14 protein-coding genes are annotated in these 12890 nt (G+C 58.4%); 2 read left to right on the top strand and 12 right to left on the bottom strand.

Features of this window, described 5'->3' with window-relative positions; all coding sequences use genetic code 11:
• The first annotated feature begins 152 nt into the window (after positions 1 to 152).
• Positions 153 to 299, top strand: a complete 147-nt coding sequence (locus CPA45_RS22900) for a hypothetical protein (protein ID WP_165771602.1) — start codon at positions 153 to 155, stop codon at positions 297 to 299.
• A 188-nt stretch (positions 300 to 487) separates the two neighbouring features.
• Positions 488 to 1894: a sigma 54-interacting transcriptional regulator gene (locus CPA45_RS21115; protein ID WP_096655041.1), complete on the top strand. Its 1407-nt coding sequence runs from the start codon at positions 488 to 490 to the stop codon at positions 1892 to 1894.
• Between the two features lie 35 nt (positions 1895 to 1929).
• Here the strand turns inward: CPA45_RS21115 and CPA45_RS21110 are convergent, their stop codons facing one another.
• From CPA45_RS21110 to CPA45_RS21055, 12 genes are all read right to left on the bottom strand, one after another.
• Positions 1930 to 2910 carry a carbon-nitrogen hydrolase family protein gene (locus tag CPA45_RS21110; RefSeq protein WP_096655039.1) on the bottom strand — a complete coding sequence of 327 codons (981 nt, stop codon included), beginning with the start codon at positions 2908 to 2910 and terminating at the stop codon, positions 1930 to 1932.
• Complete coding sequence (locus tag CPA45_RS21105; protein ID WP_096655037.1) at positions 2907 to 4451, bottom strand: sodium:solute symporter family protein; 1545 nt, start codon at positions 4449 to 4451, stop codon at positions 2907 to 2909. Before CPA45_RS21105 ends, CPA45_RS21110 begins: the two co-directional genes overlap by 4 nt.
• Complete coding sequence (locus CPA45_RS21100) at positions 4451 to 4705, bottom strand: hypothetical protein (RefSeq protein ID WP_096655035.1); 255 nt, start codon at positions 4703 to 4705, stop codon at positions 4451 to 4453. The genes CPA45_RS21105 and CPA45_RS21100 overlap by 1 nt, the downstream gene beginning before the upstream one ends.
• 358 nt (positions 4706 to 5063) lie before the next feature.
• On the bottom strand, positions 5064 to 7976 hold the full coding sequence (locus CPA45_RS21095) for a conjugative transfer ATPase (protein WP_096655033.1): 2913 nt from the start codon (positions 7974 to 7976) through the stop codon (positions 5064 to 5066).
• A complete protein-coding gene (locus tag CPA45_RS21090) occupies positions 7976 to 8392 on the bottom strand; it encodes a TIGR03751 family conjugal transfer lipoprotein (protein ID WP_096655045.1) in 417 nt (138 codons plus the stop codon). Before CPA45_RS21090 ends, CPA45_RS21095 begins: the two co-directional genes overlap by 1 nt.
• A 61-nt stretch (positions 8393 to 8453) precedes the next feature.
• A complete protein-coding gene (locus tag CPA45_RS21085) occupies positions 8454 to 9899 on the bottom strand; it encodes a TIGR03752 family integrating conjugative element protein (protein ID WP_096655031.1) in 1446 nt (481 codons plus the stop codon).
• Complete coding sequence (locus tag CPA45_RS21080; RefSeq protein ID WP_096655029.1) at positions 9896 to 10732, bottom strand: TIGR03749 family integrating conjugative element protein; 837 nt, start codon at positions 10730 to 10732, stop codon at positions 9896 to 9898. The genes CPA45_RS21085 and CPA45_RS21080 overlap by 4 nt, the downstream gene beginning before the upstream one ends.
• On the bottom strand, positions 10729 to 11376 hold the full coding sequence (locus tag CPA45_RS21075; RefSeq protein WP_096655027.1) for a PFL_4703 family integrating conjugative element protein: 648 nt from the start codon (positions 11374 to 11376) through the stop codon (positions 10729 to 10731). The genes CPA45_RS21080 and CPA45_RS21075 overlap by 4 nt, the downstream gene beginning before the upstream one ends.
• Positions 11373 to 11756, bottom strand: a complete 384-nt coding sequence (locus CPA45_RS21070; RefSeq protein ID WP_096655025.1) for a TIGR03750 family conjugal transfer protein — start codon at positions 11754 to 11756, stop codon at positions 11373 to 11375. Before CPA45_RS21070 ends, CPA45_RS21075 begins: the two co-directional genes overlap by 4 nt.
• Entirely contained in the window at positions 11756 to 12130 is a 375-nt protein-coding gene (locus CPA45_RS21065; RefSeq protein ID WP_096655023.1) for a TIGR03745 family integrating conjugative element membrane protein, read from the bottom strand. Before CPA45_RS21065 ends, CPA45_RS21070 begins: the two co-directional genes overlap by 1 nt.
• 58 nt (positions 12131 to 12188) lie before the next feature.
• The gene (locus CPA45_RS21060) at positions 12189 to 12404 is read right to left on the bottom strand and encodes a TIGR03758 family integrating conjugative element protein (protein WP_096655021.1); all 216 of its coding nucleotides are present in this window, start codon (positions 12402 to 12404) and stop codon (positions 12189 to 12191) included.
• Positions 12404 to 12757, bottom strand: coding sequence for an integrative conjugative element protein, RAQPRD family (locus tag CPA45_RS21055; protein ID WP_165771601.1), 354 nt, complete (start codon positions 12755 to 12757; stop codon positions 12404 to 12406). Before CPA45_RS21055 ends, CPA45_RS21060 begins: the two co-directional genes overlap by 1 nt.
• Positions 12758 to 12890: the final 133 nt, after the last annotated feature.

Genomic DNA, 12890 nt, shown 5'->3' with positions numbered 1-12890 from the left:
GGCAGGAACATTCTGATTCTACAAGAGAAAACCACTCGCCATCTTCGTTTTCAGGCCGGCCTCATGAATAAGGCGGGTTGAAGAGAGGCATTGATTCAAATAACGGCATCCACCATACTTGCCTTCAACACTCACCCAACACGAGGAGATGCATGTCCATTACCAACACCTATATGCAGAAGGGGCAGCAATTTAACAAGCTCCAAAAAGAGCTCGAGAAGCTGAAGAACGAGGACCGCCTCAAAGCCGGGCTGGAGTTCTGTGACAAGCTCGAGGTGAACCGTACCGGACTTCTCTGAGCCACGTGGCGGCAAATAGCAAAGGCTCAAATCCAGGCAGGAGGAGTGTGATTTTTTATTAACAGACTTAAGGCTAGCTCTCGACAAGAAACGAATGGATAACGTGACACCAGCAAAACCAAACTAGGCGAAGGCTGGACTCAAACAATATTCAGCCGAAATCATTCCCAAAGAGAGAAAAAGAAACCGTGCCCAACAAAGGTTCAAAGACCAACACAGAAATTTCGCTGCAAGAGTTTATCTCCGCCATAAACTTTTCATATGATGGGGTTTGGATCACTGATGGAGAAGGAAAAACTTTATTTGTCAACAACTCTATCCCCAGAATAACAAGGCTGGAAAAACAATTGGTTGAAGGGAAAAATATGCAAGATTTGGTGGAGCAAGGAGTATTTGACAAAAGCGCCACACTTATAGCTATAGAAAAAAAAGAAGTGGTTACAATAATTCAAAAGGTGCATACTGGCGTAATTACAATGGTTACTGCCTCCCCAATATTCGGGAATGATGGGAAAATACAAAAAGTCATCACGAACGTCAGAGACATAACCGAGCTCAATAAACTTAAGGATAAAATAGAGTTTCTTGAAGCTACGCAAGCGGCATATGAGAAGGAGCTAAAAGAGCTGAAAATGAAGCTATTCCGCAGCGACGGGATAATCGCCGCCAGCCATAGAATGCAAGATGTAATCCAAACATCAACCAGGCTTTCAAAGTATGACAGCCCTATAACTATAAGTGGCGAAAAGGGATCTGGGAAAGAAATGATAGCCAGGTTGATTCATGAAAACAGCGAAAGATCGCAAAGACCTTTTATTAAGATCAACTGCACCCTCCCTGCTGAGCTTTTAATCATGGAGCTCTTTGGCCATCACACACACGGCGAACATGGCCAGAGCATATCCAACAATGCCAGTTTAATTGAGGCCTCGCAAGGTGGAGTGCTATATGTAGAAAACGCAGACCAACTCCCCAAGCCTTTGCAATCAGAGATTATTGAGACTATAGAAAGACTGAACAAGAAACCATCACCCAACAACCTGGGTAACGCAGATTCCATTAGAATAATCTCCTCTACAGCACAAAAAACTGATGGCGATAGCTCCATAAACTCCAAGCACCCCCTCCTCAGCTATTCAGTATTTACCATTGAAATCCCCCCTCTAAAAGAAAGGCCAGAAGACATCCCCCTTCTCACAAAGCATTTCCTTGACAGATTAATTAACAAGTATGGAAAAGAACTTCGAATACCGTCCAGCACAATTTATGACTTCTTACAAAGACCATGGAAGGGAAATGTAAAGGAACTAAAAAACACTATTGAGCGCCTATATATTCTTGCTGATGACGGCTGGTTATCTGACAACTTAACGCATAAAGCCGACGCATTAAAAACCCAAAGAAATACAAAAAATACGACACTCCAATCAATGCTGTATGAACATGAGAAGTCAATAATAGAAAAAGCTTTTTCAAGGTACAAAACATCTCAGCTAGTAGCAAAAGCCTTAGGAATAAGCCAAGCTTCTGCAGTAAGAAAAGCACAGAAATTTTCAGTTCCCTTGAAAAAAAGGGGGCGGCCAAAAAGGGGTTAGCCGCCCAAGTTTAATATTTTGTCTAAACCTCCATATCAAGAATCAAAATCAAACTTAATTTCCGGTGGTTGACTTGCCTTCTCACCAACTACGGGTCGCTTACGAACCGCATCAAGGTGCAACTGAGCAACATCTGGCCTTGCATAGTGGCCGACACTGTCTATCATATGCTTAGCTTGAACGATCAAGTCAGTATCAACTTCACCGTAGCAGATACCTTCCTGGTCAGTAATAGGGTCTGACACAGGCTCTCCAAATGGATTGTATATTGCAGCTATTCCACCACCTACAGCAAAGCTCCCAGCGACCTCCGGGCAAATCTCAGTATAAAAATCCACTTCATCTTTACTTACAGTAGATGAAGAAGCCACAACAAAAGTTTGTCCTTCGAAAGCAACAAATCTACAGACGGTATCAATGGTCTTTGTTCTATCTCTGGGCTGGCTTTTAAAGTTAGACCCAGGCCAATTTGCTACATATAGCTGAACCCCCTGACTATATAAAGCATACCTTGACAGCGCCATAGAGTTCTCATAGCAAATCAATCCACCCAACTTACCAATATCACTCTCCATCACAAACAAGTCACTGCCATCACCACGCCCCCAAACTGTTCTCTCTTCTCCAGTCGGTACAAGCTTTCTCCTAACCCCTATTACCGCCCCCTCATTGTTAATGAAAACTTGGCTATTGTATAGAGTACCACCATCGACTTCATTAACCCCGACCACCACATGGACTTTATCTACCCTGGCTTGATAGCAAATTCGTTTTATGTGGTCATCTCGGATAGAGATCGAGTTTTCAAATAGCTTATTGTATAATTCAAGCTTTCTTACATTATCAATGCCCATCCATACCCACCAAGGATACATGGGAAGGAATGTCTCAGGAAAAACTACCAGCTTGGCCCCGCCCTCAGATGCCTCTCTAATTAGCGAGCAACACTTATCAACAGTTCCAGAGATGTCCAGAACAGCAGGGGAGGCTATTATAGATGCTACTTTATATTTCATTTGATCAACTCCTTGTTGCCATGACCATCAAAAGAAGGGGACAGGGATCTTTTCTTATCAAACTTACCGCTTATGGCTCCATTCACCAGCGAATGATATCCCTTTGAGTGAGAGTCTTTATCGTATCTTTCAAACTGCGCAAGCCCAAAAAACACCACTGCTTGAGCTAACAATGCGTAAACTCCACTATGAACCCCATAAGGGCTATCAGCAAAATAGGTGAACGCAACTAAAACAAACGCTCCAGCCAACATGCTATATACAGCAGAGTACTTACCAGCTTTTTTGTAAAAAAGCGCTCCTGTAAGAGGCATAAAAAGCAATGCAGCAGAAGTAAAAGCAATCATTGACAATGTCAGAATCGAGCCTTCCGACGTAAAGGTCCATACAACAGATATAGCCATTAAGACCACTGTTGAAATTCTACCCACCAACATCTGAAGGCGTTCGCTACTGTCTTGCTTCACTAAAGACAACCAAATATCTTTTGTAAATACAGTGCCCATGGCAATATTTTGGGAGTCAATAGTGCTCATTGCTGCCGCAAAAGCGCATACAATTAGCACAACACCTAGGATAGAAGAGTACTCAAGAAGCAATAGCGGGAAGATTTGATCTACTCGCTCGATATCAGGCAAGATCATCTTGCCTAAAAGGGCAATTATAAGTATTGGTACAAACCCCCAGCTCGCAAATGCAATATGGCCCACTGTCACAGTTTTGAAAACGTCCATATTTTTTGCCATATAAAATCTTGTCCACAGATGTGGCAGGCAAACACCAGCAAAGACATATATAGCTGCAAACCCAAACCAGTTAGCGGGAGTGAAATATCCTGACTCACCTGGGAACTTTAAAAAACTAGGGTGTGCTGAATCCACTGAAGAGAACAAGGCTTTTAAGCTATCAAATCCAGTGACGCCACTTTTGACGAGCCATACCGCCACAACCCATGTAAAAATCATATAAAGAAGCCCCTGAAGAGCATCCTTCATCGCTACAGCCTTGATACCTCCAAAAACGCTGTACAGGGTTACAAGCACAATCATTGTGCTAACACCTAACCAAAACGAGCTTCCAATTGCTTCAAAAGCAAGCCCCGCGCCCAGCAACTGAATCCCGATGTAAGGAAAAAGCAAATATATATTCAATACCGCCGAGACAGTTTTGATTGCTCTACTTTGGTAATAGTGCTCTAAAAGATCGCCGGGGGTGGTGTAATTGAAAATTTTTCCTAGAACCCACATTCTTCTCCCATACACAAAAAACATTAACCCAAGCAAAATATTAAGTATGAAGAACGTACTGAACCCAGAGCCATGTGTGTAGAAGGAACCTGGAGCACCTAAAAGGAACCACATGCTGAACCAAGATGCACCTATTGTTAAGAATAGAATCACTCCTCCAAAATCTCGCCCTCCCATATAGAAACTTTCAACGGACTTCCTGTTTGTTCGCTTGTAGCCGATATAGAATATTACCAAATAGGCCAGACTAGACAGAACCAGGCCTATAACAACCATTATAGCCATATTATTCATTATAGCCCCCTAATCCCTTGCTCCTTAGCGAATTTATACGCTTCTTTTTCGTCAACATCATGCGATTCAAATCCGCAACTAGCACAATATATCAGATAAAGCGTCATCAAGCCGTTAAATCCCCAAATCCATGCGAGGTTAAAAGGCACTCCCAGCACATATGGTTCAACAGTGTTTAACGGAGGATAGAATTGCCCGGCATTAACCAGTACAAACCAAGCAGCCACAATCCACATCATTAGTTTTCTTTTCATAACCACGCATCCATCTTTTATGTTTATATATAACTTGCCCAAATACGATGGCCAAAAAATCGACCACACTTTAATGCTAGACACTTAAGCACCCGGCCATCACTATACTTTAGTATAATTTAAATACTTATATTTGGTTTTTTGTTTTCCTCTGACAGCCAATTGCTAATTTAAATCTATATATTTCAATGACTTAAAAATATATACACAGGTGAGTATTAATATATTAATATCCATTGTGTAGTATTTAACCATAATGGAGCTTTCTGCATTAGCCGTATCTTCCACCCCCCTTAACCCACTCCGCCACATTAAATTGATGTTTAACTACCTCAGCTTGCCGGGTAATTATAATGATTCATCCCGCGGCTGAGCCTATCACCTGCGAGATATACAATGCCGCATCAATCTCTGAGCAACCTCGCTCTCTCATCACCTGCATGCGCTCGACTTTCTCCACCCCCTCAGTCGACGCCAAGGTCAAATAAAGGTTTGGGAGAACCACCCGGAACAGCGCTTCCAGGCGCCCCGACAGCACCACCCCCTCGGTGTACTTCTTCGAGACCTTGGTGGCGGAGGCCATCAGTTTGCGCTGGGTGGCGGTGAGCTCCTTGAAGCGGCTCACCTGCTCGATCTCGTCCGGGGGCATGTAGAGGCACAGCCAGAACTCGATCATGTTGAGCAGCTTGCGGGCCGCGTCCGGGAAGTCCTCGAGGTTCTGGGTGGCCATCCAGATCCAGTGGGAGAGCTTGCGGCCCATCTTGCCCACCTTGACCAGATAGGGGCTGAGCAGCGGGTTGACGGTGAGCAGGTGGCACTCGTCGATGACCTGGACGATGGGCCGCCCGCTGTACTGGTCGCGCTCGGCCAGGTTGGTGATCATGTTGGTCACGCTGATCACCGCCAGGGCGAGCTGGGCCTCGTAGCCCTCCCGGGCGAAGTGGGCCAGGTCGATGATGGTCACGTCGCACTCGGGCCAGGCGGTACCGGGGCGGTTGAACACCTCGCCGTCGAAGCCGTCGCAGAACAGCCCCATGGCCTCGCCCATGTCGTAGGCGCGGCGCTGCCGCTCCTCGGGGATCTCCGTATCGCGTGAGATCGCATAGAGCGCCTCGCGCACGTCCTGGGTCATGCAGTCGCGGCCCTCTTCCCGGCAGCGCTCCGCCGCCCGGTAGATAGCGTCGCGCACCATGCGCCGGTCGGCGCGGCGAAACTCCCGCTCCTCCTTGGGATCCCCGCCGGTGATCATCAGCCGGGCGGTGATCTCCATCTCGCCCAGCAGGTCGCGCTCCTCATCGGGCTGCTCCTCGTCCTCTTCCAAGGGCGCCTCCTCGAAGGGGTTGGCGTCCTCGGCGTCCCGGGCCAGACGCCGCTCCTCCACCTCGTTCTCCAGCAGCCGCGTGGCCGCCGCGAACGGCGGCAGCCTGGCCCCGCAGCCCGGTGACAGCTTGACCTGGTTGACGCTCATTCCCTTGCGTTCGAAATACTGGCCCAGCAGCCCGAAGCTGTTGCCCACCTCGATGATGAAAAGCCGCGGGCGGTGCATGGCCATGACCTGGCTCAGCACGCCGTTCAGGGTGGCCGACTTGCCGGCGCCGGTGGGGCCGAACACCAGCATGTGGGCGTTGGCCGAGCGGTCCTCGAGGTTCAGCGGGTCGAAGCTGAAGGTCTCGCCGCCGCGGTTGAAGAAGGTCATGCCGGGGTGGCCGGTCCCGCGGCCGCGCCCGAACACCGGTGCCAGATTGGCCAGGTGGTGGACGTAATTGAACTGGGTGTACCAGCGGTTCTTGCGATCCTGCTCCGGGTCGAAGTTCATCGGCAGCCAGCGCAGGTAGGTGTTCAGGCCGGCGACCTCGTCTTCCGGGTCCACCGGCGAGAGATTGACCTGCAGCAGCTGTGTGGCCAGCTCCATGCTGCGCTGCTGAAGGTCCTGCTCGTCCTCGCCCATCAGGGTGAAGGCCAGGGCGCTCTGGTAGAGCTTGTGGTTCTGGCCCAGGTAGCGGCGGGCGGTGTCGCAGTCTTCGCGCACCTGGCGGGCCAGCACGCTGTCGCCCACCGCCTTGCTATGCAGGCGGTTGATATGGTCCTCCAGGGGCTCCTGGGGCGTCGCCACGATGGTCAGCACCGCCTCGGTGCCCTCGGGCAGCTTGTCCATCAGGGCGTTGCTCGCCTGGCCATCGGAGCGGCGCACCTCGCCGGTGAGATGGCCCACCACCGGGGCCCGGCGCATCTCCTCCACCACCACGCAGCACTGAGGCAGCCCATCGAACCACCAGAGCCCGGTCTCCACATCGCACCGGGGCGAGTTGAAGAGCATTCCCTCGGCCAGGTCGTAGTTCCAGGCCACGTCACCGGCGTCCTCGGGGTAGTCGCACAGGGCGTAGAAGCGCGCCGGGTCATCGGGGGCCAGCCGCGGCCGCGGGTTGAAGCGCGGCAGCATCCAGCGGTGAAAGGCGCGCCCGTCGTAGCGCTCCAGACGCAGTCCCGCGCCGTGCAGCGCGGCGGCCAGCCGGTCGTAGACCTGATTGGCGGCCTGCTCGGGGGAGAGCCCCCGCTGACGCTCCCCCGCCTGGCGCTTCTTGCCGAGCCAGCGGTAGAGCACCAGGCGCGTGCGACGGGTCTGGCCCCGCCAGCGGGTCTGGGTCACCCCGTCATCCTGGAACAGCCCGCCCGGCTTGGAGATCGCCTTGAGGTGGGCGCCCATGCTCGCCAGCCAGTCCTGGGTGAACTCGGCTTCCCGGGCCCGGGGGCGCACATAGTCGCGCATGCGCTCCAGGTCCGGGCGGGCGTCGACCTCATCCTTGACGAAGAGCTGCACCACCCAAGGGTGCTGCTCATACTCCGGCAGGCTGTCCTGCAAGGCGGCCTCGATCTGGTCGCGAATCGCTTCCAGGGACTCCGGGGCGCGGCCCTCGGTGGCAATGGGGAAGACCTCGGCCACCACCCCCACCGAGACGCCATCTTCCAGCAGAAAGCAGCCCGACTCGGGCAGGTACTCCACCCAGGGCAGGTAGTTGCTGAACGAGGGCGCCCGGCGGAAGTGCGCGCGCAGCTCGGCCACGGAAGGCGCCTTGCCCCGGGGCAGGGCCAGCGGCCGGCCGTGAACGTCGCTGCTGAGCGCGGCCAGCGCTTCGGGCTCGGCCGCTGGCGTCTCGTCCCATTCGGCCTTATCCCGGCCTGAAAGCACGGCTTCCTGCGTCTGGCCGGGCTCGCTGTCGCCGGCCGGGGCGCTGCCAAACAGCCGGTTCATCAGGTCGTCGAACTTGGACATCAGCGCGCCCTCCCCTCGTCATCCCGGCTCTCCAGCGTTGCGCTCGGGCGAGCGCTCTCGCCGGGCATGGCGTACTGGGTGCGCTGGTAGAGGGGAAACACCGTCGAGTAGCCGGGTACCGGCACCTGCTCGGACCCCGCTAGATGGGGGAAGACGTACATCACCAGGTCCGGGTTGGGCAGGCGGCGAAACTGGCTGTAGATCTCGTTGCTGGCGTCGCGGCTGTAGCGCAGCTGCTCGCTGACCAGCTCCGGGCTCTCCAGGGGCCGACGCAGCTCGCTGCGCACGTCCAGCAGGCGGCGCTCGCCGGTGCTGTGGCCGGCCTGATTCTGCCAGATCTCCATCATGGTGGTATCGCCCACCGGCATCAGCGCCTCCTGGGAGGTGGCGCAGCCCGCCACCAGCAGGGTGATCATCAGGGCCGCCAGCGGCCTGGCGGAGCTTTTTGCAGCACTTCTCGCAGAACGATTTACGCCACTACGGCAGATCGAGGACATCCGCGCCCGTGCGGTCATATCGCACCCTCCTTCCTTGTGTTTCGTAGTCGATGGGCAGCTCACGCTCGATATGGATGGCCACCGGCTGGCCGGGCGGCACGTACACGGCATCGAAGGTCTGGCCGAAGCGCTCCTGCACCCACTGGCGCACGTCGGAGACGCCGCCGGCCAGGGCCTGGCTGGCCGCATAGCGGCCGGAGCTGCCGGTGAGGCCGCTGACCACGCCGCCGCTGTCCACGCTGGTGGTGACCTCGCCCATGGCGACGGCATTGGCGCTCTGCTCGGCGGCGCCGAGGATGAAGCTGGTCAGCAGGAACTGCTGGGCGTTGGTCTTGCGCTCCCCGGGGATGCAGGGCAGTCCCCTCGGGTCGGAGAGCCAGCCGATGGTGGTGCGGCCGGAGCCGTCGCCGGAATTGACGTCCTCCGGGGCTGGCAGGGTGCGCACGGTGCCGTCCTCGAAGACGAAGGTCATCGAGTTGACCTGGCCGCGCACGCAGGAGAGCGTCCAGTCGCCGGTGGCGGTGCCGCTGACAATGGCGCTCTCCACCTCGGGCAGGGTGATGCCGTTGGCGGTGAGGTTCTCGCGGCCGATCACCACCTTGAACGGGTAGGGGTCGTTGACGGTGCCATCGATGGGCACCCGGCCCAGCAGCGCCGTCATGGCCACCGAGCCCATCAGGGTGGAGTTCTCCGGCAGCGTATAGACGGGCTCTACGCTGGCTTCATCGTGGCGGCCGGTCACCCGGCTCTCCACCGCACTGGAAGCGCGCTGGGCCGCTTCGCCCAGCTCACCGGCGGCCTCACCGAAGCGGGTCGGGAAGGTGGTCTCGCCGCGCCCACGCTCGTCCTCCTGGGCGTCCAGGGGCTCGACCCAGGTCAGCGCCTGCGCCGAGCCGGGGCCCGAGTAGGCCGTCCCATTCGGGCCGCCGCCGCCCTCCAGGCCCAAACCGATGGGCAGATCGTCGTCGCGCTGCCCATCCACCTGGCGGCGCAGCTGGTCCAGCTGACGCTGCAGGGTGCCCAGCATGGAGCTGTCCGGCTGGGACTGGTCGATCTCCTGACGCAGCCGTTCGCGCTCGCGGCGCAGCGCCTCGTCGATGGCGCCGTCCACGTCCTGGTTGCGGCTCATCAGCCGCTCGTTCTGATCGCGCAGCGCCTGGGTTTCCGCCTGGGCCTGCTCCAGGTCGCGACGCATGGCTTGAACGTGGCCCACCAGGGTGGCCACGGTGTCCCGCGGGGTATCCCCCTCAATGCCGAGCGCCTGCAGCTCGTCGTCGCTCAGGGTCAGCGTCGGGTCTGCCTCCCCGGTCTCGGCGTCCGTGCCGGGATCGCCGCCGCTACTCAGGCCGCGCACCACGATCAGCAGCACGATCACCAGCAGCGCCGGAACCAGCACCTTCAGCAGGGTGTTGCTGCGCAGGGTCATGAGGTGCCCTCCTCGGCCTTATCCGTCTCCTCCAGCGGGATCAGCGCCCGGTCCAGGCCGCCGCGCCGGGTGACCAGAAAGACCGTGGTGGTGTCCTCCACGGAGCCCCGCGGGGCCAGGTAGGGGTGCATGAAGGTCGCGGAGTAGAAGTCTCCCTGCAGCCAGCGCGGGTCGAGCTCGAAGGCGCGTCGCCGGTCGTTGTTCTCCAGCTTCACCGCGGTGACCGTCCAGCCGTCGAGCCGCCAGGCGCCCAGGGGTGTGGCGGTCACCGGCAGCGACGGCAGTAAGGTGCTCAGCGACTCGGGCAGCCGCATGGGCACGCGAGAGACGCCGCGCAGGGGCTCGATGGTCCGCTGGGGCGCATAGAGCGACTGGGCGGCATGCCGGGTCAGCCGCACGGGCACCGGCGTGGCGGTGGCCTGCTGAGCCTCACCGCCTGACGCCTGAGCCGCCGGCCGGGACGCCTCTGACGCCTGCGCCTCGCGGCTGTCCACCACCAGGATCTCCTCGCTGCTGGCTCCCTCCCGGGCCGAGAGGTCCAGCAGCAGCACATCCCCGCTCTCCACGTCCTGCACTCGCACGCGCTGGGTCTCGAAGGCCTCAAAGGCCTTCAGGTAGAGCACGCCCCCGGCGCTCTGGACGCGCAGCACCTCGGGGTTGGCCAGGGCCGGCGGCAGCCCCACCCGCACGTTGCGGTCCAGGGTGACAATGCGCTCCTCATCCACCGGCAGCGGGATCTCCAGGGGGCGGCGCTCCCAGTGCATGATCTCCACCGCCAGGGCGTCGCCGGCCAGCACCGCGCTCGCCAGGCAGGTCAGTATCAGGCGCTTCATAGCAGGTCTCCTTCCTCCTCACGGCCGGGCACCGCCAGGCGCTGCGGGGTGCCCTCGAAGCAGTCCACCTGCAGGCCCCAAGGGTTGCGCTGAGGATCCACGTCGGCGCGCACGATGCGCAGCGGATAGCGAATGAACAGGTCGCGCACCGGCGTGCCGGCGTACTGCTCGTCGATGGCCATATCCAGGGTCACGATCCAGGCATCTCGGCTCAGCACCTCGACGGCACTGGTGCGATAGCCTCGCCCGGGGATCTCGTAGATGCCGCGCACCCGCCCGGAGAGCTCCTGACGGCGGTTGCGGGTCTCGTAGTCGTTGTCCAGGTAGCGCTGGCAGGAGGGGGTGAGAAAGGGCGAGTAGGCCTGCAGGTTGCGTTGATAGTCGCTCTGGCCGTCGGAGGGCCAGCGGTTGATCTGCTGCCAGACGTAGAATCCGAAGGCATAGACACTCGAGGGGTCGACCTCCCACCAGGCGCGGGTGCTGCCGGAGCGCAGGTCGGGCGGATTGTGGATGGTCAGGTTCTCCGGGGCCGACTTCCAGCCCCACCACAGGCCGGCACTCAACAGGGCCAGCACCGCGATGACCAGGCGCAGGGTGGTGATATGGGCATCCCGGGCGCTCAGGGCGTGACGAAAGCGACTCATGGCCGACCTCCCGGCTGGTAGCGCATCCGCCGCCGCGAGTAGGGGCCGGAGCGGGTGATCAGGGTCTCGCCGCCCCACAGGCGGATGCCCCGCCGGGCCAGGCGGAACTGCAGGCTGCGATAGAGCCAGGAAGCGGGACGGCCGCGACGGAGCCGCCGCATGACGGCGCCACCGAAGTAGAGCGCCATGCCGGCACAGGCGAAGGCCACGGTGGGCACCATGGCGATGGCCCCCAGCAGCCAGGCGCCGATCGCGCCCGGCAGCAGGCCCGCGGCCAGGCCGCCCAGGGCCATCATCCCAACCTCATGCCCGGTCATGCCCCGGAACACCACCGGCGCGGCGTTGAGGCGGGTCGGCAGAAAGTCGAGACGGTTGGCCATCAGAGGATCTCCGACGCCTTGGTGGCCAGCCAGATGATGGCGATGATCAGCACCACCCCGACCACGACCACCACGCCGAACTTCGACCACTCACCGCGTACCCGGGCCTCGTTGAAGGTGGCGATGGCAGCGATGGCGACGATCAGGAAGGCCACCGTGGCCAGGATCAGGCCGCCCAGGGCGCCGAAGTCGAACAGGTAGTTCTGCAGGGTGGTAAGTAGGCCCTCCCCCTCCCCTCGCGACGGCGCCTCCATGGTGGGCAGCCCCTGTGCCATGGCCTGGGCCGGCACGAGCCCCGCCGCGGCAAGCGCAGCAAAGCCTCGGGTACAGGCATGAGCACGGGCACGAGAGAAGAGTGAACGCACGGTAGTCATAACGAGCTCCTTCTTGAATGACGAATTGCTGAATGACGAAGGTGCGAGGCCTGCGGCCTCAGAGGAAAATCCAGAACATCACCACGACCAGGAAGACGGCGCGCAGGGCGGCGAAGCCGAAGTCGTCGCCGCTGACGCGTCCCTTGGCGTAGCCTCGGTAGGAGGAGATGGCGCTCCAACACGCCCAGAGCAGCACCACCGTGCAGCCCACTCCGGCAATCAGGATGCCCAGAGGAGGCGCCTCGAAGCCGGCACCGGCGGCGAAGGCCTCCATCAGTACCGCTCCCGCAGGTAGTCGCCGGCGAGCGGCGCCGGCTGGCGGGGCGGAAGGCGAGGAGGTTCGAGCACGTCGTCGATGCCCTCGGCCACCGCCTCGAGGTCACGGCGCAGGCGCGGCACGTCCAGGAAGACGCGGGTGGTGTGGGGGTCGAACTCGCCGACGCGGCCCTCGAGCCGGTCCACGATGCGCTGGATCTGGGCCAGCTGGTCCTGGATCAGGGCCAGATCCTGGCGGGCGATCTCATCGCGCACGCCGTCGCGCTCGGCGGCATAGGCGGTACCGAACTGAGCGGTCAGCAGCGTCAAAAGCAGGGGCGACAGGGCCCGAGACAGGCAGCGAAGCGTCATGGCAAGACAGTCCATCCGTTGGCTGGCATTGCCGTCATCCTGTCGCCCGCCGGGGTGCAGCGCAGCAGGAAACCATAAGCGCCGCACACGACGTTTATCTCTGCCCGCTCAATACCCTGGACACGAAAGTGCC

The sequence above is a fragment of the Vreelandella nigrificans genome (assembly GCF_002374315.1).
GTDB lineage: Bacteria > Pseudomonadota > Gammaproteobacteria > Pseudomonadales > Halomonadaceae > Vreelandella > Vreelandella nigrificans.
Note: the sequence above shows the minus strand (reverse complement) of the source record. Positions and strands in the feature narration are given on the sequence as shown.

Excerpts from the sequence above, each read along its gene's own strand:
- CPA45_RS22900 (WP_165771602.1), top strand. The coding sequence starts at position 153 with ATGTCCATTACCAACACCTATATGCAGAAGGGGCAGCAATTTAACAAG.
- CPA45_RS21110 (WP_096655039.1), bottom strand. The coding sequence starts at position 2,910 with ATGAAATATAAAGTAGCATCTATAATAGCCTCCCCTGCTGTTCTGGAC.
- CPA45_RS21105 (WP_096655037.1), bottom strand. The coding sequence starts at position 4,451 with ATGAATAATATGGCTATAATGGTTGTTATAGGCCTGGTTCTGTCTAGT.
- CPA45_RS21100 (WP_096655035.1), bottom strand. The coding sequence starts at position 4,705 with ATGAAAAGAAAACTAATGATGTGGATTGTGGCTGCTTGGTTTGTACTG.
- CPA45_RS21095 (WP_096655033.1), bottom strand. The coding sequence starts at position 7,976 with ATGTCCAAGTTCGACGACCTGATGAACCGGCTGTTTGGCAGCGCCCCG.
- CPA45_RS21090 (WP_096655045.1), bottom strand. The coding sequence starts at position 8,392 with ATGATCACCCTGCTGGTGGCGGGCTGCGCCACCTCCCAGGAGGCGCTG.
- CPA45_RS21085 (WP_096655031.1), bottom strand. The coding sequence starts at position 9,899 with ATGACCCTGCGCAGCAACACCCTGCTGAAGGTGCTGGTTCCGGCGCTG.
- CPA45_RS21080 (WP_096655029.1), bottom strand. The coding sequence starts at position 10,732 with ATGAAGCGCCTGATACTGACCTGCCTGGCGAGCGCGGTGCTGGCCGGC.
- CPA45_RS21075 (WP_096655027.1), bottom strand. The coding sequence starts at position 11,376 with ATGAGTCGCTTTCGTCACGCCCTGAGCGCCCGGGATGCCCATATCACC.
- CPA45_RS21070 (WP_096655025.1), bottom strand. The coding sequence starts at position 11,756 with ATGGCCAACCGTCTCGACTTTCTGCCGACCCGCCTCAACGCCGCGCCG.
- CPA45_RS21065 (WP_096655023.1), bottom strand. The coding sequence starts at position 12,130 with ATGACTACCGTGCGTTCACTCTTCTCTCGTGCCCGTGCTCATGCCTGT.
- CPA45_RS21060 (WP_096655021.1), bottom strand. The coding sequence starts at position 12,404 with ATGGAGGCCTTCGCCGCCGGTGCCGGCTTCGAGGCGCCTCCTCTGGGC.
- CPA45_RS21055 (WP_165771601.1), bottom strand. The coding sequence starts at position 12,757 with ATGACGCTTCGCTGCCTGTCTCGGGCCCTGTCGCCCCTGCTTTTGACG.